General features: G+C 73.5%; 20 protein-coding genes and 1 pseudogene. 12 read left to right on the top strand and 9 right to left on the bottom strand.

Annotation, left to right across the window (positions count from 1 at the left end):
* Nucleotides 1–128 precede the first annotated feature (128 nt).
* Nucleotides 129–1,508, top strand: a complete 1,380-nt coding sequence (locus tag ACIPYQ_RS12125) for a tetratricopeptide repeat protein (protein WP_401249246.1) — start codon at nt 129–131, stop codon at nt 1,506–1,508.
* On the opposite strand, the gene ACIPYQ_RS12120 is transcribed toward ACIPYQ_RS12125, so the two are convergent.
* Both ACIPYQ_RS12120 and ACIPYQ_RS12115 read right to left on the bottom strand, forming a co-directional pair.
* Nucleotides 1,471–2,994, bottom strand: a complete 1,524-nt coding sequence (locus tag ACIPYQ_RS12120; protein WP_401249243.1) for an MFS transporter — start codon at nt 2,992–2,994, stop codon at nt 1,471–1,473. The genes ACIPYQ_RS12125 and ACIPYQ_RS12120 overlap by 38 nt on opposite strands.
* A gap of 48 nt (nt 2,995–3,042) precedes the next feature.
* Nucleotides 3,043–3,624 carry a TetR/AcrR family transcriptional regulator gene (locus ACIPYQ_RS12115; protein WP_401249240.1) on the bottom strand — a complete coding sequence of 194 codons (582 nt, stop codon included), beginning with the start codon at nt 3,622–3,624 and terminating at the stop codon, nt 3,043–3,045.
* 97 nt (nt 3,625–3,721) lie between these two features.
* Here ACIPYQ_RS12115 and ACIPYQ_RS12110 point away from each other — a divergent pair, with 97 nt between their 5' ends.
* Entirely contained in the window at nt 3,722–3,883 is a 162-nt protein-coding gene (locus ACIPYQ_RS12110; RefSeq protein WP_361771206.1) for a DUF6126 family protein, read from the top strand.
* 95 nt (nt 3,884–3,978) lie between these two features.
* On the opposite strand, the gene rpsN is transcribed toward ACIPYQ_RS12110, so the two are convergent.
* Nucleotides 3,979–4,284 carry a 30S ribosomal protein S14 gene (rpsN, locus tag ACIPYQ_RS12105; RefSeq protein WP_401249236.1) on the bottom strand — a complete coding sequence of 102 codons (306 nt, stop codon included), beginning with the start codon at nt 4,282–4,284 and terminating at the stop codon, nt 3,979–3,981.
* Nucleotides 4,284–4,433 (bottom strand): hypothetical protein, encoded by a 150-nt coding sequence (locus tag ACIPYQ_RS12100; protein WP_361770062.1) that lies wholly within the window; start codon nt 4,431–4,433, stop codon nt 4,284–4,286. Before ACIPYQ_RS12100 ends, rpsN begins: the two co-directional genes overlap by 1 nt.
* A gap of 17 nt (nt 4,434–4,450) precedes the next feature.
* On the opposite strand from ACIPYQ_RS12100, the gene rpmG reads away from it, so the two are divergent.
* The 4 genes from rpmG to rpsR all read left to right on the top strand — a co-directional run bounded on the left by rpmG (nt 4,451) and on the right by rpsR (nt 6,336).
* The gene (gene rpmG / locus ACIPYQ_RS12095; protein ID WP_401249232.1) at nt 4,451–4,615 is read left to right on the top strand and encodes a 50S ribosomal protein L33; all 165 of its coding nucleotides are present in this window, start codon (nt 4,451–4,453) and stop codon (nt 4,613–4,615) included.
* 33 nt (nt 4,616–4,648) lie between these two features.
* The gene (locus ACIPYQ_RS12090) at nt 4,649–4,897 is read left to right on the top strand and encodes a type B 50S ribosomal protein L31 (RefSeq protein ID WP_361770056.1); all 249 of its coding nucleotides are present in this window, start codon (nt 4,649–4,651) and stop codon (nt 4,895–4,897) included.
* Nucleotides 4,894–6,036 carry a CobW family GTP-binding protein gene (locus ACIPYQ_RS12085; RefSeq protein WP_401249228.1) on the top strand — a complete coding sequence of 381 codons (1,143 nt, stop codon included), beginning with the start codon at nt 4,894–4,896 and terminating at the stop codon, nt 6,034–6,036. Before ACIPYQ_RS12090 ends, ACIPYQ_RS12085 begins: the two co-directional genes overlap by 4 nt.
* A gap of 63 nt (nt 6,037–6,099) precedes the next feature.
* Entirely contained in the window at nt 6,100–6,336 is a 237-nt protein-coding gene (rpsR, locus tag ACIPYQ_RS12080; RefSeq protein ID WP_361770050.1) for a 30S ribosomal protein S18, read from the top strand.
* A gap of 60 nt (nt 6,337–6,396) precedes the next feature.
* Here the strand turns inward: rpsR and ACIPYQ_RS12075 are convergent, their stop codons facing one another.
* Complete coding sequence (locus tag ACIPYQ_RS12075; protein ID WP_361770047.1) at nt 6,397–6,636, bottom strand: DUF6158 family protein; 240 nt, start codon at nt 6,634–6,636, stop codon at nt 6,397–6,399.
* A 158-nt stretch (nt 6,637–6,794) separates the two neighbouring features.
* Here ACIPYQ_RS12075 and ACIPYQ_RS12070 point away from each other — a divergent pair, with 158 nt between their 5' ends.
* Nucleotides 6,795–7,421 carry a TetR/AcrR family transcriptional regulator gene (locus ACIPYQ_RS12070; RefSeq protein WP_401249224.1) on the top strand — a complete coding sequence of 209 codons (627 nt, stop codon included), beginning with the start codon at nt 6,795–6,797 and terminating at the stop codon, nt 7,419–7,421.
* Nucleotides 7,422–7,459: 38 nt separating this feature from the next.
* Nucleotides 7,460–8,701, top strand: a pseudogene (locus tag ACIPYQ_RS12065) (MFS transporter); the annotation flags it as partial.
* On the opposite strand, the gene ACIPYQ_RS12060 reads toward ACIPYQ_RS12065, so the two are convergent.
* The gene (locus tag ACIPYQ_RS12060; RefSeq protein WP_401249221.1) at nt 8,684–9,592 is read right to left on the bottom strand and encodes a LysR substrate-binding domain-containing protein; all 909 of its coding nucleotides are present in this window, start codon (nt 9,590–9,592) and stop codon (nt 8,684–8,686) included. The pseudogene ACIPYQ_RS12065 and the gene ACIPYQ_RS12060 sit on opposite strands and share 18 nt — an antisense overlap.
* 182 nt (nt 9,593–9,774) lie before the next feature.
* Between ACIPYQ_RS12060 and ACIPYQ_RS12055 the strand changes: the two genes are divergently transcribed.
* Nucleotides 9,775–10,308: a DUF6817 domain-containing protein gene (locus ACIPYQ_RS12055; RefSeq protein ID WP_401249218.1), complete on the top strand. Its 534-nt coding sequence runs from the start codon at nt 9,775–9,777 to the stop codon at nt 10,306–10,308.
* A 5-nt stretch (nt 10,309–10,313) separates the two neighbouring features.
* On the opposite strand, the gene ACIPYQ_RS12050 is transcribed toward ACIPYQ_RS12055, so the two are convergent.
* Together ACIPYQ_RS12050 and ACIPYQ_RS12045 are read right to left on the bottom strand one after the other, a co-directional pair.
* Nucleotides 10,314–13,217, bottom strand: a complete 2,904-nt coding sequence (locus ACIPYQ_RS12050) for a TIM-barrel domain-containing protein (protein ID WP_401249215.1) — start codon at nt 13,215–13,217, stop codon at nt 10,314–10,316.
* Between the two features lie 181 nt (nt 13,218–13,398).
* A complete protein-coding gene (locus ACIPYQ_RS12045; RefSeq protein ID WP_401249212.1) occupies nt 13,399–14,994 on the bottom strand; it encodes an alpha/beta hydrolase in 1,596 nt (531 codons plus the stop codon).
* A gap of 180 nt (nt 14,995–15,174) precedes the next feature.
* Between ACIPYQ_RS12045 and ACIPYQ_RS12040 the strand changes: the two genes are divergently transcribed.
* The 3 genes from ACIPYQ_RS12040 to ACIPYQ_RS12030 all read left to right on the top strand — a co-directional run bounded on the left by ACIPYQ_RS12040 (nt 15,175) and on the right by ACIPYQ_RS12030 (nt 17,651).
* A complete protein-coding gene (locus ACIPYQ_RS12040; RefSeq protein WP_401249209.1) occupies nt 15,175–16,035 on the top strand; it encodes an MBL fold metallo-hydrolase in 861 nt (286 codons plus the stop codon).
* A 459-nt stretch (nt 16,036–16,494) separates the two neighbouring features.
* Entirely contained in the window at nt 16,495–17,031 is a 537-nt protein-coding gene (locus ACIPYQ_RS12035) for a GNAT family N-acetyltransferase (RefSeq protein ID WP_401249206.1), read from the top strand.
* Between the two features lie 53 nt (nt 17,032–17,084).
* Nucleotides 17,085–17,651 carry a hypothetical protein gene (locus ACIPYQ_RS12030; RefSeq protein WP_401249204.1) on the top strand — a complete coding sequence of 189 codons (567 nt, stop codon included), beginning with the start codon at nt 17,085–17,087 and terminating at the stop codon, nt 17,649–17,651.
* A gap of 18 nt (nt 17,652–17,669) precedes the next feature.
* Here ACIPYQ_RS12030 and ACIPYQ_RS12025 read toward each other — a convergent pair whose 3' ends face one another.
* The gene (locus tag ACIPYQ_RS12025; protein ID WP_401249202.1) at nt 17,670–17,906 is read right to left on the bottom strand and encodes a hypothetical protein; all 237 of its coding nucleotides are present in this window, start codon (nt 17,904–17,906) and stop codon (nt 17,670–17,672) included.
* Between the last annotated feature and the right edge of the window lie 18 nt (nt 17,907–17,924).

The raw sequence follows: 17,924 nt of genomic DNA, 5'->3' as shown, positions 1-17,924 counted from the left end.
CCCGGAAACGGAAGTTAAGCATCTGGATAAGTCTGCTGAAGTGGTTGCTTAAACTAGGTGGCGCACGAGTGGTGCGCAATGCCTGCTCGCCCTGAATACTGGGGAGTTCGAGCAACAAGGGGGACTTCATGGACGAACCGGCCCTGATCGGCCGCAGGGTTCAGCGCATGCGCGGCGAACTCGGTCTGACCCAGCGGCAGTTGGCTGATCCCGCGTACACCTCGGCCTATATCTCCACCCTGGAGTCGGGCAAGGTCCGCCCGTCCGAGACCGCACTGCGCTTCCTCGCCGCACGGCTGGGCACCTCGTACGAGGAGCTGACCACCGGCCGTCCCGCCCACCTGGCCACCGAGCTGCGGCTCGCCCTCACCGACGCCCAGCAGACGCTCGCCACGGGCGCGGCCGCCGAGGCCGCCGTACGCTACCGGGCCCTGCTCGCCGAAGCCGAGGGCCTCGGACTCGTCCCCGAGCAGGCGGAGGCCCGGCTCGGGCTCGGCGAATGCGCCCTGGAGGCCGGTGAACTCCCGGACGCGATCGCCCACTTCGAGGCGGCCGAACGCCTGCTGGCCGACCAGCCGCTGCCCCGCCGCGCCCGGCCGATCCGCGGCCGCGCCGTGGCGCACCTCCTCGCGGGTGAGCTGCGCTACGCCTGCTACCTCCTCGAGTCCACCATCGACGAGCTGGGCGCGAGCGGGCTGGCCGATCCGGACGCACTGGTGCTGCTCCACGCCGCGGTGATCGGGCCGTACATCGACATGGGCGCCCACGCCCGCGCCGCTCACGCCGCCGAGCTGGCGCTCGCCCTGGCGCCGCAGGTCAACGATCCGGCGCTGGTGGCGGGGATGCACCGGCAGGTGGCCCGGACCTTCCTCGCCGAGGGGCGGGTGGCCGACGCCGACGCCTCGCTCGCCAAGGCCCAGGCGATCTACGGGCAGTTGCGGCTGCGGACGGACCTGGCGCACTGCCACTGGATGCGCGGCTACGTACAGGCCCAGAACGGGGAGCTCGCCTCGGCGGAACGGGAGCTGCGCACGGCCCGCGACATGCTGTCGGCCCGGCGCGCGGGCCTCTACACGGCTCAGGTGGAGGTCGAACTGGCCGACGTACTGCGCCAGCTCGGCCGGTACGAGGAAGCGGCCGGGCTGCTCTCCGCGCTGCTGGACCTGGGGGACCGCCACGGCGCCGTGCACGCGGGCGGCGCGCACCGGCTCCTCGGCCTGATGGCCGAGGAGCGCGGCGACACCGAGTCGGCCGAGGAGCACTACGTGCAGGCCCTGGCGCTGCTGGAGCGCAGCGGGGCGACGGGCGACCTCGCCGATCTGTGCCGGCTGCTGGGCGACCTGATGCGGCGTACGGGCCGGGTGGAGGCGGCGATGGACGCCTACCGCACGGGCCTGGGCCACCGGGCGGCGCCGGGCACCACCACGCTGGGTCCGGCGCCCGCCGCGCCCGCGTTCGGGCCCGCCCGGCTCAGTGGTTCTCGGTGGGCCGCAGGTCGCGGGGAATGAGCGCCCAGGTCGTGGCCGCCGCGACGACCGCGAGGCCGCCGGCCAGGAGGAACGCCGGGGTGATCGCCAGGGTGTAGGCCTGCGAGGCGGTGTCGAGCAGGGCCTGGCCGACGGCGCCGCCCAGCCGTTCGGCGGTGTGCGCGGCCTCGCCGACGGAGTCCCGTGCGGCGGCGGCGGTGGGGCCGTCCAGGTCGAGGGCGGGCAGGTTGTCCCGGTAGAGCACGGCCGCGGTGGAGCCGAGGACGGCGACGCCCATGGCCGAGCCGAGCTCGTAGCAGGTCTCCTCGATGGCGGCGGCGCTGGAGACCTCGGCCGCGGGTGCGGCGGAGACCAGGGTCACCGAGGCCACGGTGGTCGCGATGCCGGCGCCGGCGCCCATCACGGTCAGGGCGGCTGCGAAGGCGGGGTAGCCCAGGTCGGTGAACTGCTGGAGGGTCCAGGGCAGGGCCATGCCGAGGGCCAGGACGACCAGTCCGGCGCCCAGCACGTGGCGGATCGCGAAGCGCTGCATCAGCGAGGGGGCCACCATCGAGGCCGCGATGAGCGCGAGCGGGGCGGGCAGCAGGCGCACACCGGCCTGCAGCGGGGTGTAGCCCTCGCCGTACTGGAACCACTGGGTGACCAGGAACAGGATCGCGCCCATGCCCACCATGGGCAGGAAGATCGCGGTGGCCGCGACGCTGAAGGCCGGCTTGGCGAACAGCCGGACCTGCAGCAGCGGGTTGTCCAGGGTCAGCTGGCGGCGTACGAAGACGGTCAGTGCGACGGCGGCGACGAGGAGCAGGGCCCAGGGCAGCGGGTCGGCGATCCCGCTCTTGCCGAGCTGCTTGATGCCCCCGGCCAGGGCGAGCATGCCGACGACCGACTGGCCGACGCCCCACCAGTCCCAGGCGCCGGTGCTGCGCGGAGCACGCGATTCGGGCAGGTAGCGCAGGCCGGCCGCGACGATGACGGCGGCGACGGGGAGGTTCAGGAGGAAGGCGGAGTGCCAGCCGTAGTCCTGGACCAGGAGCCCGCCGACCACCGGTCCGAAGGCCATGCCGCCACCGAAGACGGCCGCCCAGACGGCGAGCGCGAAGGCCCGCTCCTTGGCGTCGGTGAAGACGGTGCGCAGGATCGACACGGTGGACGGCATGATGGCCGCGCCGCCGATGCCGAGCAGGGCGCGGGCGGCTATCACGTGCCAGGCCTCGGTGGAGAACACGGCGATGAGCGAGGCCAGCGAGAAGATGCCGAAGCCCGCCATGAGCAGCCGCTTGCGCCCCCAGCGGTCCCCGAGCGCGCCCGCGGTGACCAGCAGGCCGGACAGGGCGAGCGCGTAGACGTCGATGATCCACAGCTGCTGCACGGCGCCGGGCTGGAGGTCGCCGACGAGCGAGGGGAAGGCCACGTTGAGGATCGTGGTGTCCATGGAGATGAGCAGGAGGCTGCCGGAGAGGATCGCCAGGACGATCCACCGGCGGGGGTCACGCGCGGGGGTGTGCATCGGGTTCCGTTCGGGGTGGTTCACGGTGTGCGCACGGCGGCGCGCGGGTCAGGGTGCGGGGGCGCCGGCAGGGGGCTGCGCGGCGGGCCTCGTCCCGCTGAGGAAGGACGTGAGGACCAGGCGGCCGATCTGGCGCGGGGCGAGGTGGCCGTCGCGCACGCCCTCGGCGGCGGCGTCGAGCAGACCCCAGAGCGAGTACCAGATCCAGTACGGCGGCAGGTCGGCGCGCAGCCGCCCCAGCCGCTGGCCGAGGGCGAGGAAGGCCAGGGCCCGCTGGTCCTGCCGGTCCACGCCGGCCCGGAACTCCGGGTCCGCGAGCACGGTGGCGTCGCGCGAGGTGAAGCCGTACAGGTGCGCGGCGGGCATCAGGGCGAGGACCAGGTCCTCGAGCGCGGCGTCGAAGGCGGGCCCGTCGGCGCTCTCGGCCAGGTCGAGCGGGGCCAGGCACCCGTCGACCACCTCGATCGCGCGGACTGCGACGGCCTTCAGCAGGGCCTCCCGGGTCGCGTAGCGACGGCTGAGCGTGGCGCGGCTGGTCCCGATGCCGGCGGCGATCTGCACCATCGAGGCGCTGTGATCGCCGGCGAGGACGCGGGCGGCGCCGTCCAGCAGTTCTTCTTCGTGCACCATCGTGAGCCTCCTTCGCCTCGAACGATACAAGATTGTCTCATCCGAGGCAAAGATGTTCCGACGTGGCGTGGAGCTAAGCTCGCACCGGAGGTGCAGAGTGACCGACGGACACCAGACCGAGACCGCTGCGGCGAAGAGGCACGAGAAGTGGAAGGAGAACGGCGTGGCCCTGCGCGCCTTCTTCTACATCTTCGGCACGCACGTGTTCGCCGGCTTCGTCTGGCTGCTCTTCTACCTGGGCCAGCACGCCCAGAAGTAACCGGAAGCACCAACGGCAGGCAGCCGTGGACGCACGGGACCGGCCCGCACCCCTCCTCGGGGTGCGGGCCGGTCCCGTTGACGGCTGCCGGGCCGTCACCAGGACGACCTGGTGACCCCCGGCAGGAATCCCGCGTGCGCCTGCTCTCGCACGCGCACGCGGGACAGGCCGAACCTGCGCAGGTACCCGCGCGGCCGCCCGTCCACGCCGTCCCGGTTGCGCACCCGGGTGGCGCTCGCGTCGCGCGGCTGGCGCCGCAACTCCGCGAGCGCGGCGGCGCGTTCGGCCCCGGTCGAGGTGGGCCGCCGCAGGACCTCCTTCAACCGCGCCCGCCGGGCCGCGTACCGCGCGACGACCGCCTTGCGCCTCTCGTTCCGCGCGATCTTGCTCTTCTTCGCCATCAGGCCTTCTCCCCGCTCACGTCGCCCCGGGCCACAGCGCTGTCGACGTCCACGACACCCATGACGTCGATGACCTTGATCGCTTTCACCCTCAGCGCGAGCCGCACGTGACGCCCCTCGTCGAGGACCTTATTGATAATGGAAACCATTGCCATATACTAGCCGCATGGCACGCAACGAACTACGCCCGATCGTCAAACTCCGCTCCACCGAAGGCAGCGGATACACGTACGTCACCCGCAAGAACCGCCGCAACAACCCCGACCGCATGGTGCTGCGCAAGTTCGACCCGGTGGTCCGCCGGCACGTCGACTTCCGCGAAGAGCGCTGACCCCACCTCCCCCGAGCCCTCGGAGAGCAACCCGTGAAGCCTGGAATCCACCCCGCCTACGGCCCCGTCGTCTTCCGCGACAAGGCCGCCGACTTCGCCTTCCTCACCCGGTCGACCGCGACCAGCGACAAGACGGTCGAGTGGGAGGACGGCGCCACCTACCCCGTCATCGACGTCGAGATCTCCTCGCAGAGCCACCCCTTCTACACCGGCACCGCCCGCGTCCTGGACACCGCCGGCCGCGTCGAGCGCTTCCAGCGCCGCTACGGGAGCAAGCCGTGACCCTGCCCGTCGTCATCGTCGGCGGGCTCCACGCGGACGCCCGCCGGAGCGCGGTGCGGGAACTGCTCACCACCGTGCCCGGCAGTGTCGCCCTGCACCACGACCTGGCCACGGCGGCCGAGGGCACCGTACGGCGCCTGGTGCGCGACGCCTCGGGCGAGCTGTCCCGGGGCGAGGCCCCGCTCGTCAACGACTGCGCGTGCTGCGCGCTGCGCGAGGACCTCGTCCCGGAACTGCGGCGGCTGGCCGCGGACGGGCGGACCCGGCTCGCCGTCGTCGAGCTGTGGGACTCCGTCGAGCCGCGCGCGATGGCCGAGGTCGTCGCCGCCCACGGCGGCGGTGGCATGGAGCTGACCAACGTGATCACCGCCGTCGACCCCGCCCTCGTCCTGCCGTACCTCGCCAACGGGGACGACCTGACGGAGGCGGGGCTCGCCTCGGCCGCGACCGACCAGCGGACCGTCGGGGACACCTGGGCCCGGCAGCTGGAGTACGCGCCCGTCCTCGCGCTCGTCGACGGTGCGGGCGCGGACGACGAGGACCGCGCCCTGCTCGCCCAGCTCCACCCCACCGCCCGCCGGGTGGAGACCGGGTCGGGTGAGCTGGCGCGGCTGGCCTTCGCCGGATTCGACACCGAGGCCGCGGCCGCCGCCCAGCACCCGGCCTGCGCACTGCTCCCCCAGGAGGCGGACGAGGCCGGAGTGGCCACCCTGGTCTGGCACCGCCACCGCCCCTTCCACCCGGAGCGGCTCTACGAGGCCCTGGAGGACCTCGCCTGCGCGGCCGCGCGCAGCCGCGGCCGCTTCTGGCTCGCCGACCGGCCCGACACCCTGCTGGCCTGGGAGTCCGCGGGTGGCGCGCTCTGCGTGGAGAACACGGGTCCGTGGCTGGCCTCCCTGCCGGACGCCGCCTGGGAGATGGTGCCTCCCGTGCGCAGGGCGGCCGCCGCCCTGGGCTGGCATCCCGAGCACGGCGACTGCTGCCAGCACCTGGTCTTCACCTCACCCGGCCTCGACCGGGAAGGGCTGGCGCGGCTCCTCGACTCGTGCCTGCTGACCGACACCGAATACGCCGCGGGGCGGGAGGCCTGGAAGCGCCTGCCGACCGCCTTCGGCGCGCTGCTCGACCCCGTCTCGTAGACCGTCCGCAACCCCCGCCCGGCACACCCGTCCCGCACACCCGTCCCGCAAGAAGGAATCCGCATGGCCCGCCGCCAGGACCCCCGCAAGCCCGTCAAGGCCCGTCCCAATCCGCTGGACGCCGCCAAGATCACGCACATCGACTACAAGGACACCGACCTGCTGCGGAAGTTCATCTCCGACCGCGGCAAGATCCGCAGCCGCCGCGTCACCCGGGTCAGCGCCCAGCAGCAGCGCCGGCTCGCCACCGCGATCAAGAACGCCCGCGAGATGGCCCTGCTCCCCTACGCCGCGCGGTGACCGGACTCCGGCGGTCCGGCCGCGGGGCCGGCCGCCGGGTACGAGCCGGGCCCGCGGCGCCTACTCGCCCGCGCGGGCACGGGCTCCCGAGCGGGTGCGGCCCGCGGTCTGGGCACGCTGCGGGTGGCGGCGTACGTACTCGTGTTCCAGCTCGTTCATCCGCTTCGTGTGGGTGACGAGCGCGTCGTCGGACCCGTGCAGCAGGGTCTCGTGGCGCGTGCGGTGGATGGCCTCCAGCTCCTTGAGCAACTTGCCCTCCTCCAGCTTCCGCGCCGCCGGACCGCCGTCGTGCTCCGTCATGGCACGTGCACCTCCTCCGCCGGTCGGCGGGTTCACGCTCGGGCTTCACCCCCGGCCACTCCATCATCCTCCGCGCCGCGCCGTGCGTCCTCGCCAGCCGTCGCCGCCACGACCCCAGCGAGTAGACACTGTCTACTCCTGCTGGTAGACAAGGGCGCATGGACCAGGAGAGACCCCTTCGGGAACGGCTGATCGACGTCGGTGCGGAGCTCGTCACGAGCGAGGGAACCGGCGCCCTGGGGCTGCGCGAGATCGCGCGCCGGGCGGGCGTCTCGCACGGCGCACCCCGCCGGTACTTCCCCACCCACCACTCCCTGCTGTCGGCGATCGCCCGGCGCGGGTTCGCGGATCTCGGCGAGCGGATCGCGGCCGTTACCGTGGCCGTGCCTGCCGACGCCGAAGCCGAAGCCGAGAAGGCTTCGGCCCGGGAGCGGGTGCGCGCGATCGGGTGCGCCTACGTCGGCTACGCACTGGAGCAGCCCGGGATGTTCGAGCTGATGTTCCGGCACGACCTGCTGGACAGCACGGACCAGGCCCCCTCGGACGAACCCCGGCTGCGGGATTCGACGCTGCCGCTGTTCCACCTCCTCGTCGCGCTCGTGTCCCGTTGCGGGGCGGCCGACCCCTCCGTCACCGCCGCCGCGCTGTGGGCCAACCTGCACGGCGTGGCGCAGTTGTGGCGCTGGGGCAGCCTGCCGCTGGTCCTCGGTGAGGACCGGGCCGCCGGCGTCGAGCGCATGGTCGGCGCGGCCGTCGACGCACACCTCGGGGGTGTGTCCGCGTGAGGCAGCGGATCTCCCTCCTCGTCAGCGTGGCCGGCGCGATGATCGTCGCCCTCGACGGCACCGTGCTGACGGTGGCGCAGCCGAGCCTGGGGCGCGACCTCGGGGCGAGCGTGACGCAGGTCCAGTGGACCAGCACCGCCTATCTGCTCGCGGTGGCCGCGTTCCTGGTGGTCGCCGGGCGGCTCGGCGACCGGTACGGGCACGCCCGGCTGCTCTTCGTCGGCGTACTCGGATTCGCCGCGGCCTCGGCGGGCATCGTCCTCGCGCCCGGCGTGGGCTGGGTGATCGGATTACGTGCCGTGCAGGGCGTGTTCGGTGCGCTGCTCCAGCCCGCGACGCTGGCGCTGCTGCGGCTGGCCTATCCGCCCGACCGGCTCGCCACTCCGGTCGCCGTGCGGACCAGCGCGATCGGGGTGGCCGCGGCGGCCGGTCCGCTGCTGGGGGGCCTGCTGGTCGCGCAGTGGGACTGGCGGGCCGTGTTCGTGATCAATGTGCCCGTGGCCGTGCTGATCGCCGCGCTGACGCTCGCCGTACGGGTGCCCGCGCCGCCGCGTACGGAGGCCGGACGGCTGGAGATGGCGGGTGCGGCCCTGCTGGCGACGGCTCTCGCCGTGTTCGTGCACGCGCTGGTCGGCGTCCCGGCGTACGGGTGGACCGGTACGCCGACCCTGCTCGGGTTCGGGGCGGCCAGCGTACTCGCGGCCCTGTTCGTGCGGCGCGAGCGGCGCTGCGAACTGCCGCTCGTGCCGCCCGCCGTGGCCCGGACCAGGGCGGTGACGGCCTCGATGGCGCTGCTGTTGCTGGTTTCCGCGGGGATGTTCGGGGCCCTGTTCACGGCCACCTTCCGGCTCCAGGACGTCCAGGGGCTGGACCCGCTCGACACCGGACTGCGGGTCCTGCCGCTGACCGCGCTGATGGTCGCGGGGGCGCCGGTGGCGGGCGCGGCGCTGCGCCGGTTCGGGCCGCGCCGGACCGCGCTCACCGGTACGGGGCTGGTCGTCGCAGGGATCGCGGGGCTGGGCTCCGCTTCGGGGGTGGCCTTCGCGGTGCTCGGCGCCGGGTTCACCACCGTCATGGTCACCGCGACCGGGGCCGTGGTCGGCGAGGCCCCGGCCGGCTACGCCGGGGTCGTCGGCGGGCTCAAGCAGACGGCCATGAACATCGGCCCGGCCCTCGGGATCGCGGTGGCCGCGAGTGCCGGGGTGCGGGGCCCGTCGCTGCCGGCGCTGGCCGCGCTGGCGGCCGTGGGACTGGTCGCGGCGTCACTGCTGCCCGGCGGCACGCGCCCGGCAGCTGCGGGCGACCTCGTCGGCGAAGACGAGGGCCGGCGGGGCCAGGGCGGCCCAGCGGCGGACCGCCCAGCCGACGGCGAGGGGCGGCAGGGCGGGGATGGGCACGAGGCGCAGCGGGCCGCCGGAGCCGGGGACCTGCCAGCCGGGCAGCGCGGGCACGACGGCGTGCCCCAGGCCTAGTTCGGCGAGCAGCAGGGCGGTGTCCCAGTCGGCCACGCTGGTGTCGGAGCGTACGTGGATGCCCGACGCGGCGAAGGCGGCGTCGAGGTGGGCGCGGGAGGCGGAGTTCTCCGGGAGCCGGATGTGGCGGATGCCGGCGAGGTCGGCAGGGTCGAGGCGCGGGCGGCCGGCGAGGGGGTCGTCGGCGCCGACCGCGAGCACCCAGGGCAGTTCCATGACCGGGCGCTGTTCGATGCCGCGGACCGGTCGGCCGATGGTGATCCAGGCGAGGTCGAGGTCGTCGGCGGCGAGTGCGTCGAAGCAGCTGCGGCTGGAGTTCTCGGTCTGGAACTCCAGGCTCACCCCGGGGTGGAGGCGGCGGAAGGTGACGACGGCCTCGGACATGAAGTGCCGCACGGTCGTCGCGCCGGTGGTGACGCGCACCGAGCCGCCGCCGCCCCGTACGAGGTCGTCCACCCGGCGCAGGGCCCCGTCGAGACCGGCGATGCCGTCCGCCGCGGCGGCCTGGAGGATGCGGCCCGCCTCGGTGGGGACGACACCGCGGGCGTGGCGCTCCAGGAGGCTCGCGCCGGTCCGCTTCTCCAGGCGGCGGACGTGCTGGCTGACGGCCGACTGGGAGCAGCCGAGGTCGCGGGCGACGGCGCTGAGGCTGCCGGCACGGCAGACAGCCACGAACACACGGAGATCGTCGAGGGTCATGGGACCCAAGGTATCGCTTGGATATGGGGAGTAAATCGGAGGATTGACTTGGGGTTTCGGCTGGATCAAGATCGATGCAGGGCCCGGGCGGCAACCCGTCACCGCCTTCGCCACGGGGTCCGGACCCCCGGCGAAAGGTGTGGACGGGTGCCGACCCACCACCACGACCCCAGGGGGTACCGATGCCGGACCGTGACGCCGTCGTGTGGTTGCGGGAGCTCGGTGCGCAGGATCTCGCCCACCCCGGCGGGACCCTGCTCGCACACCTGGAGCGCGTACGGGCACTGCTCGCGTCCTGGGGTGCTCGGCCCGCCCTGCAACAGGCGGGCCTGTGCCACGCCTTCTACGGTACGGACGGATTCCCCACCGCCCTGCTGCCGCTCGCCCGGCGGGCCGAGCTGGCCAGGGTGATCGGCGAGGAGGCGGAGGGGATCGTCTACCTCTACGCCGCCTGCGACCGGCCGGCTTCGTATCCGACGCTCGCCTGCGAGGAGGCCGCCTTCCGGGACCGGTTCACCGGCCGCGTCCACTCCCCCGCCGTGCGGCTGCGGCGGGACCTCGCCGAGCTGTCGGCGGCCAACGAGCTCGACCTGGCGCGTGTCGATCCCGCCTTCCGGGAGGCGTGGGGAGCCGAACTCCTTTCGCTCTTCGGGCGGTTCCGGGGGCTGCTGAGCGAGCCGGCCCGGCGGGAGTGCCGGGCCGTGCTCGGCGGCTGACGGCATCAGGGGGTGAAGGTCCGGCGCGGGGCCGGGCGGCCGGTGAGGCTGATCTCTGCGGCGCTGGTCCAGGGGCCGCGCCCGCCGGCCTCGGTGAGGGCCTTGAGGCGGAGGTAGCGGCCGGTCTTCGGGGAGAGCGCTGCGGTCTTGGCGGCCGCCGTGTCGGGAAAGGTGCCGCTCGCGACCGGTGGCCCCCAGTCGGCGGTGGTGTCGGAGACGTAGACCTCGTAGCCGCCGATCCGGCCGTTGACGCCGCCGTCCTGGCGGGGCAGGTAGCCGAGGCCGTCCAGCGCGTAGCGGGCCCCGAGGTCGATCTGGATCTCGTGCGGCAGCGCGGCGGGCTTCGGGCCGGACCAGGCGGTGTGCCACAGCGTGGCCGGGTTCCCGTCGAAGGCGCCCGCGGCGGCGCCGTTCTCCGCGGCGGTCTCCTGGCTGTCGGCGTGGGCCAGGGTCCAGGCCGACCGGTCGACGGGGGCGGAGGAGGGCAGGGGCTCGGCCGCGGGGAGGCTGGTGCCGGTGGCCGAGACGCTGAAGGCGCCCGCCTTGGAGCCCGTCTTGATCCAGAGCACGCCGGAGCGGTCCGCCGGGTCGAAGAACCAGCCGGTCGCGGCGGATTCGTAGGCGGCCTTGGAGGTCAGGCGCGCCACGGCGGTTCCGTCCACGGTGAGGGCCGTGGGCGCGGAGGCCACGTGGAGGGTGAACTCGTAGCCCCGGGAGGCCGGCTTGCCCGTGTAACTGCCGGTGGGAGCGCCGACGTTGACGGTGACCGTGCCGGAGCCGGCCGCCGGGGCGCCGACGTCGACCTGCTGCCGGGCGTAGGCGCCGGACAGGTGGGCGCGGGTTCGGCCGTCGTCCTCGTAGAGGCTGAAGGAGGAGCGGCCGCGCGGGTGGATGTCGTAGGTGAGGGTGGAGACGGGCTTCTCCCCGGTGTGGTTCATCTGCGGCCACATCGGCACGACGGCGCCACCCTTGACGAAGAGCGGGAGCGTGTCGAGCGGTGCCTGGTAGCCGTCGAGGCGGCCCGGGCCCGCGTACGTCTTCCCCGTCCAGTAGTCCGTCCAGGTCCCGGCGGGGAGATAGATGCCGTCCCGGACCGAGGTGTCGGCGACGACGGGCGCGACGAGGAGGGAATCGCCGGCCATGAACTGGCCGCTGGTGGCGTTGCCGCGGGCCACCGGATCGTCGGGATACTCCAGGACCATGGCGCGGGTACTGGGGACGCCGCTCTCGTGGGCGACGCGGCTCATCGTGTAGAGGTACGGCATCAGCCGCATCTTGAGCTGCAGGTACTTGCGGTTGATGGAGAGGTAGGGCTCGGCGAAGCGCCAGGGCTGCTTGTCCTGGTAGCCGGCGGACGGGTTGGTCGCGCCCCAGCCGGACATGGTCATGAAGGCCGGGGTGAAGGCCTTCCACTGGAGGTCGCGGGTGTACGTCTTGGGGCTGCCCCCGAAGATGCCGTCGACGTCGCCGGCTGCGTAGTTGAGGCCGGAGAGGCCCGCTCCGGTGATCGCGGGGACGTGCCAGCGCATGTCGTCCCACGTGCCGTGGGTGTCGCCGGTCCAGACGACGGCGTTGCGCTGGGTGCCGGCCCAGCCGTCGACGGTCCAGACGTAGCGGCGGGCGTCGGAGTTCTTCTCGATCCCGTCCACGGCCTGCTGGACGCCGTCGAAGGCGTACTTGTAGCCGCTGCCGATCCACGCCACGTCCGTCTTCACCCCGCGGCTGCCGGCCGTGCCCACCTCGTCGGCGATGGAGCCGAGGCCGGTGGAGGTCCACAGGCCGGTCTGGAAGCCCTTGGCCTTCAGGGCGTCCACCGTGGACTTGAGGGGCGCGGTGTAGCCGCAGCCGTAGCCGTCGTTGGGCAGGAACCAGCCCGAGGGCATGTCGGCGGCGCGGGCGTCGGCCGCATAGCCGACGACGTCGGGGGTGGTCTGGTGGCGCGGCCGGTTGTGATCGCCCTGGTAGTCGGGGTTGGAGGCGTTGAAGCAGTCGGCGTTGCCGAGTTCGAAGCCCCACATCGGCGCCATGAACGGCTTCCCGCTGACGTCGGTGTACGCGTCGAGCACCGATTTGAGCGAGTCGCCGGTGAAGTACCAGGCGTCGAAGCGCTTCTCGTCGTGGGTGAGGGTGGTGGGGGCGTGGAACCCGTAGGAGCCCGGGGCCCAGGTGTTGCGCATGACGCCGTAGCCGTTGGTGGACATGTAGAAGGGGGCGGGGCTGGCGTTGTCGTTCTCGCGCCACTTGTTGTCGACGGCGATCGGGACGGTCTTGCCGCGCAGGGCCCATTCGCCCAGGCGCAGGCCGGTGCCGTAGAACTGCTCGTCCGCGCCGCGGGCCAGGTACTGGGTGGTCCGGCCGCCCGTCCAGCTGGTGGGCTGGGTCTCCTGCCAGACGGGGGTGGTGTTGTCGGCGCGGTAGACGGAGAACCGGAGGGGTGCCTTGTTGACCCGGATGGAGAGGGCTCCGGTGGTGATCCGGTAGTACTCGCCGGCGTCGGACCAGGACGTGGCCACGGAGCCGAAGTCGGTGGTGGTGGCGAGGTCGGAGCCGGCCGGGTCGTTGGTGAAGGTGCCGTCGGGCGAGAGCCAGAGGCGGAAGATGTCGGCGCGGGCGACGACCACGCGGGCCTTGGCTCCGCCGGAGGCCGTGACGGTGAAGGTGTTCCCGGACCGGGTGAAGCCGGTGACGTCGCCCGCGGTGGCCGTGGCACCGGCGGGGGCCGCGGTGGCGGGCGGGGCGAGGGGGCCTGCGGCGGACAGGCCCGCGACGGTGAGGGCGGCGGCGAGCAGGGCGGCGCCCGGGGTGCGGCGGCTCCGCCGCCGGGCCGGGCGCGCCCGGGCCCCTAACCGGTGTTGCCCGTCGTTCCGGTCGTGTCGGCGCTGGCTCCTGCGGATGCTCGGCAGTCTCATGGGCAGCTCCTCGTGCGGTCCGCGGTGCGGACACAGCTCTTTGGCATGCACCCGACAAGATAGCGCTCCACTGGGCCATCATGAAAGATGATGCTCGAAGGAAGCCGAGATCACGCATCTTCGAGCATCATGACTGTGAACATCAGGGCAACATCGAGCGAGGCACTGCCCCGTCGGCCCGTCAGGAGAAGGGAACCCGGTCCGGTTGGCAGACCGTGCCGGGTGGCGGAAGCGTCCCGTCGACGAAGTAGCGGCTCTCGTACGCGCTGATGCAGCTGCTGCCGTTGTTGAACAGCGCGGTGTGCCCGTACCCGTCGTTGGTGAGCAGACGGGCGTTCGCCAGCTCACGGGCCATGGCCTGGGCGCCGGTGTACGGCGTGGAAGGGTCGTACCGGGTTCCGATCACCAGGACGGGATGGGCGGTGGGCGTGTTCCACGGGCCGTCGTACCCGGCGGCGGCCTGGGCCGGCCAGGTGGCGCAGCCCTCCGCCGCCCACGTCCAGAAGCGTCCCGGGTCGCCGGCCCGCCGGGCGCTGTCCTCCTCCAGGGCGTGGTACGCGGCGGGGTCGCGCGGGTTCGGGCTGTCACCGCACCAGACGGCCGCCGCCTGCTCGTCGCCCATGTACGGGTTCGGCCGGTCCACCGGGGGCGGCGGCGGGTACACCGGGGGCTTGGGCTCCCGCCCCTGTGACAGCTCCTGGAGACGGCCCGCGAGAGCCGTCCAGCCGGGGTCGACGATGTAGAGGCTGTTCACCGTGTCGGCGACCGTCTTCGCGTACGTCCACGGTCCGACCGGACGCTCCCGCAGTTGCTGCATCAGCTTGTCGAACTTCTCGCGGGTGGCCTCGGGGCTGCCGGCCGAGAAGGCGCAGCGGGTCGTGGGCGCCGATCCGCAGAGGGTGAGGAACCGGTCCAGGGTGGCGGCGGCGGTGAGGTCCGAGCCCATGCGCAGGAAGGTGGTGGTGCGGGGCTCGCCCTGTCGGTTGCCGTCGGTCCAGGCCTGAGGGGCGATGTTGCTGTCGAGGACCATGGCGCGGACGTTGCCGGGGAAGAGGTTGGCGTAGGTGGCGCCCAGGACGGTCCCGTAGGAGACGCCGATGTAGTTCAGCTGCGGTTCGCCCACCGACCGGCGGAGCAGGTCGAGGTCCCGGGCGGTGTCGGCGGTCGATACGTGGCGCAGCAGGTCCGGGTCGCGCTTCTCGCAGAGCCGGCCGAGGTCCTCGTACGCGTCGATCCACGCCTTCCGCTCCTGCGCGCCCACCGGGAAGCCGCCGGGCGGTCGGGCCGCCCAGGCCTGGGCCTGCTCGGTGGTGTCGAAGCAGTTCACGGCGGTGCTGTTGCCGATCCCGCGCGGGTCCCAGCTGACGATGTCGAACCGTTCCCGCAGTTCCTTGGGGAAGGCGTCGTAGTTCTGCGGCACCTGCACGGTCCCGGGGCCGCCGGGCCCGCCGGGGTTCACGAACAGGGTGCCGATGCGCCGGCCCGGATCGGTGGCCTGCCGGCGGACGACCGCCAGGTCGATGGTGCGGCCCGCGGGGGCGGCGTGGTCGAGCGGCACCTTCGCCGTCGCACAGTCCCACGGGCTGCCGGGCTTGCACGGACTCCAGTCCAGTGTCGGCACGGCCACCGAGGGTGATGGCGAGGGGGGTGTGGGCGCCGCGGGCGCGCCGTACGCGGCGGCCGGTGCGGGCCCGGTGAGCAGCGCCGAGCAGGCCAGCGCCGCGGTGAGGACTGCCGCGCGGCGCCGGCGGCGGGCTGTGGGGCCTGGTGCGGACATGGTGGGCCCTCCTCGGACGCGGCGAGGGCTCGGTCCGGCGGCCGATGCCGCCGCATCGGTACACACGCCTCTGCCACCACCAAACCGCGTTTCGGCAGCCCGCGCGACCGGGCGCGGGATCCGCGCGGGTCCGCCGACGGCCCGCTCCCCGGCGTCGGGCGGCGAGGGTAGGTTGGAGGCGTGATCGACTTTCTCCGGGGCGCCCCGGTCGCAGGCAGTCTCGACGTCGTCTGGCACGCGGGCTGGCCCTCCCCGAAGCACGACCCGGCCCCGGAGATCCAGGTCCATGCCTACTCCGAACACACGGTGATCCTGCGCCAGAACAAGTCCGTGCACTACGAAGCCCCGTTCCTCTTCCTCCTCTTCGGCAATGACCGGGCGCTGCTCCTCGACACGGGCGCGTCCGCCGACCCGGCCCACTTCCCCCTGCGGGAAACGGTCGACCGGCTCGTCACGCAATGGCTCGAACGCCATCCGAGGCCCGCGTACTCGCTGCTGGTCGCCCACACCCACGGTCACGGCGACCACGTCGCAGCGGACCCGCAGTTCGCGGACCGGCCCCGCACGACGGTCGTGGGACCCGGACTGGAGGAGGTCACGGCCGCGTTCGGCCTCACCGACTGGCCGCACCGCACCGGCGCGCTCGATCTGGGCGGCCGGATCCTCGACCTGATCCCCGGCCCCGGCCACCAGCGGGCCGCCCTGGTCTTCCACGACCGCCACACCGGCCTCCTGCTGACCGGCGACTCCCTCTATCCGGGGCGGCTCTACATCGAGGACCGGTCGGCCTACTCGGCCACCGTCGACCGGCTGCTGGACTTCTGCACCGCCCACCCGGTCCGCCATGTCCTCGGCTGCCACATCGAAATGACGACCACAGCGGGCCAGGACTACCCCCGCGGCACCACCCACCAGCCGGACGAGCCACCGCTCCAGCTCACCCCGGACCATCTGCGCACCCTGCGCACGGCCCTCGACGAGACGGCGAACCGCCACGGCACGCACCCCTACGGCGAGTTCATCCTCGTGTACCGGGACTGACCTGCGGTGAGCGCCGCCGCTCCGGGCAGGTGCGGGCGGGGCTGTACGGGGTACCGGCGGCGCGGGGGCCAACACCGTGTCCGCGGGATGTCGGTCGTCCGCCGGGGCCGTCGCCGATCCATCGGCCATGTGTCGAACGCCTCGACGCGGTGGTCCACAACGCCGGCGTTGCGCGCGACGACCCGCCGCGCAGGGAGACCGGGGACGGTCACGAGCCGACCTGCAGTCCCGGAAGGTTTCGGCCTGCGCGGCGAGCCCCGACGCGAACCGATGTGGAACCACCTCGCCGACACCTCCGTCGCGGGGCGGTTGTGGGAGGCGAGCCGTGAACTGGCCGACGGTCTGGGTCAGTAGCGGGCCGCGGACACCAACGGGCCGCAGTGGCGGCGCCCCCGCGCACCGGCCGGAGTCGAAGCACAGCGCGGCGATCCCCTGGGCCCCGGCAGTAATACTGGTCACGTGCGTGATCATGTGGAAACCTCGTCAGGTCTGGTGCTGCGGCGCTGGGCACCGGAAGACGCCGCAGCGGTGAGAGCCGCGTTCGCGGACCCCCTCATGCGCGGTCAGAGCAGTGAGCCGGTGGATTCGGTTCGCGCCGCCGGGCTGTGGATCGCGGACCGTGGCGGCCAATGGGCGGAGGGCTCCGCCTTCGCCTTCGCCGTGGTCGACGGTGACGGGACCGTACTCGGCAACGTCTCGGTCGGTGCGGTGAACCGGCAGCACGCCACCGGGTGGGTGTCCTACTGGACGACCGCCGCGGCCCGCGGCCGGGGCGTGGCCTCCGCGGCCTGCCGCACCCTCGCGCAGTGGGCCTTCGACGACGCGGAGCTCTTCCGGCTGGAACTGGGGCACCGGGTGAACAACCCCGCCTCCTGTCGCGTCGCCCGCGCCGCGGGCTTCGGCGTGGAGGGGCTGCAGCGCCAGAAGCTGTCCTACGACGGCGTCCGCCACGACGTGGAACTGCACGCGCGGCTGGCGGCGGACCCGCTCCGCTGACCCGCACACCCGCCCGGACGGCCACACCGCACGCTCGGCTATCGTCGGCGCACGTGACTGATCATGTGGCGCCCACGTCGCGCTTTCTCGTTCTGCACGACTACGGCATGGGCGGCCTGTGGTGGTGGGTCCACGCGGTGTCGGCCCGCCAGGTGCTCGAGACGTTCGCGGACGTCGAGGTCGTCGACGATGCGGAAACCATCGAGCGGGCCGGGAGCTGGGACCTGGACGAGGTCGCGGCCGACGGGACGGGGATGTCCGACGCCATGGACGAGTTCCGGGCCAAACGGGACGCCCAGCGAGGCCGTGCGGGGTTCGGGGCGCTCGCCGGCCGGGAGGTCGTGTGGCTGCGGCGCCCCTGGAACGGCGAGGAAGCCGAGGGTGACGAGGACCCGACGCTCTATCTGATGGAGGTCGGGTCCGACGGGCGCAGGCTGCGCCAGGTCGAGTTGGCCCCGGACGGCTCCGGACTCAGGAGCGGTCCGGACGACTGGCCGTTCAACCCGCCCGTCGTGGACCTGTTCGATCCCGATCTGGCCGGTATGGAGATCGGCCGGAGCGAGTTCGAGACGGCCTGGCTCGGCGCCCGTCACGTGGACGAGGGCGGGACGCCGGCGTAGTGCCGCCCGTACGCGTCCTCAGAGGGCGCGGCCCGGGGCCGGCGGCGGGGTGACCGCCAGGACCGGTGGGGCCGGCGTCGACCAGTGGTGGCCGCAGGGGTCGAAGACCAGCATCACCGGCCGGCCGGGGCGTTGGCGCCAGGAGATGCGCTCCGGTGGGCCGTCGCACACCGGACAGCGGGGCAGCGGGCCGGGCTCCGCCTCGGGCACGTGGTCGGGGGCGGCCGCGAGCGGCGTGGCGTGCGGATCGCGCATGGAGGCTCCCTGGTCGTG

Origin of the sequence: Streptomyces sp. NPDC090045 (assembly GCF_044747975.1) — a bacterium.
Lineage (GTDB): Bacteria > Actinomycetota > Actinomycetes > Streptomycetales > Streptomycetaceae > Streptomyces.
This window is presented reverse-complemented; position numbering and strand designations above follow the sequence as displayed.

Excerpts from the sequence above, each read along its gene's own strand:
- ACIPYQ_RS12125 (WP_401249246.1), top strand. The coding sequence starts at position 129 with ATGGACGAACCGGCCCTGATCGGCCGCAGGGTTCAGCGCATGCGCGGC.
- ACIPYQ_RS12120 (WP_401249243.1), bottom strand. The coding sequence starts at position 2,994 with ATGCACACCCCCGCGCGTGACCCCCGCCGGTGGATCGTCCTGGCGATC.
- ACIPYQ_RS12115 (WP_401249240.1), bottom strand. The coding sequence starts at position 3,624 with ATGGTGCACGAAGAAGAACTGCTGGACGGCGCCGCCCGCGTCCTCGCC.
- rpsN (WP_401249236.1), bottom strand. The coding sequence starts at position 4,284 with ATGGCGAAGAAGAGCAAGATCGCGCGGAACGAGAGGCGCAAGGCGGTC.
- ACIPYQ_RS12100 (WP_361770062.1), bottom strand. The coding sequence starts at position 4,433 with ATGGTTTCCATTATCAATAAGGTCCTCGACGAGGGGCGTCACGTGCGG.
- rpmG (WP_401249232.1), top strand. The coding sequence starts at position 4,451 with ATGGCACGCAACGAACTACGCCCGATCGTCAAACTCCGCTCCACCGAA.
- rpsR (WP_361770050.1), top strand. The coding sequence starts at position 6,100 with ATGGCCCGCCGCCAGGACCCCCGCAAGCCCGTCAAGGCCCGTCCCAAT.
- ACIPYQ_RS12075 (WP_361770047.1), bottom strand. The coding sequence starts at position 6,636 with ATGACGGAGCACGACGGCGGTCCGGCGGCGCGGAAGCTGGAGGAGGGC.
- ACIPYQ_RS12070 (WP_401249224.1), top strand. The coding sequence starts at position 6,795 with ATGGACCAGGAGAGACCCCTTCGGGAACGGCTGATCGACGTCGGTGCG.
- ACIPYQ_RS12060 (WP_401249221.1), bottom strand. The coding sequence starts at position 9,592 with ATGACCCTCGACGATCTCCGTGTGTTCGTGGCTGTCTGCCGTGCCGGC.
- ACIPYQ_RS12055 (WP_401249218.1), top strand. The coding sequence starts at position 9,775 with ATGCCGGACCGTGACGCCGTCGTGTGGTTGCGGGAGCTCGGTGCGCAG.
- ACIPYQ_RS12050 (WP_401249215.1), bottom strand. The coding sequence starts at position 13,217 with ATGAGACTGCCGAGCATCCGCAGGAGCCAGCGCCGACACGACCGGAAC.
- ACIPYQ_RS12045 (WP_401249212.1), bottom strand. The coding sequence starts at position 14,994 with ATGTCCGCACCAGGCCCCACAGCCCGCCGCCGGCGCCGCGCGGCAGTC.
- ACIPYQ_RS12025 (WP_401249202.1), bottom strand. The coding sequence starts at position 17,906 with ATGCGCGATCCGCACGCCACGCCGCTCGCGGCCGCCCCCGACCACGTG.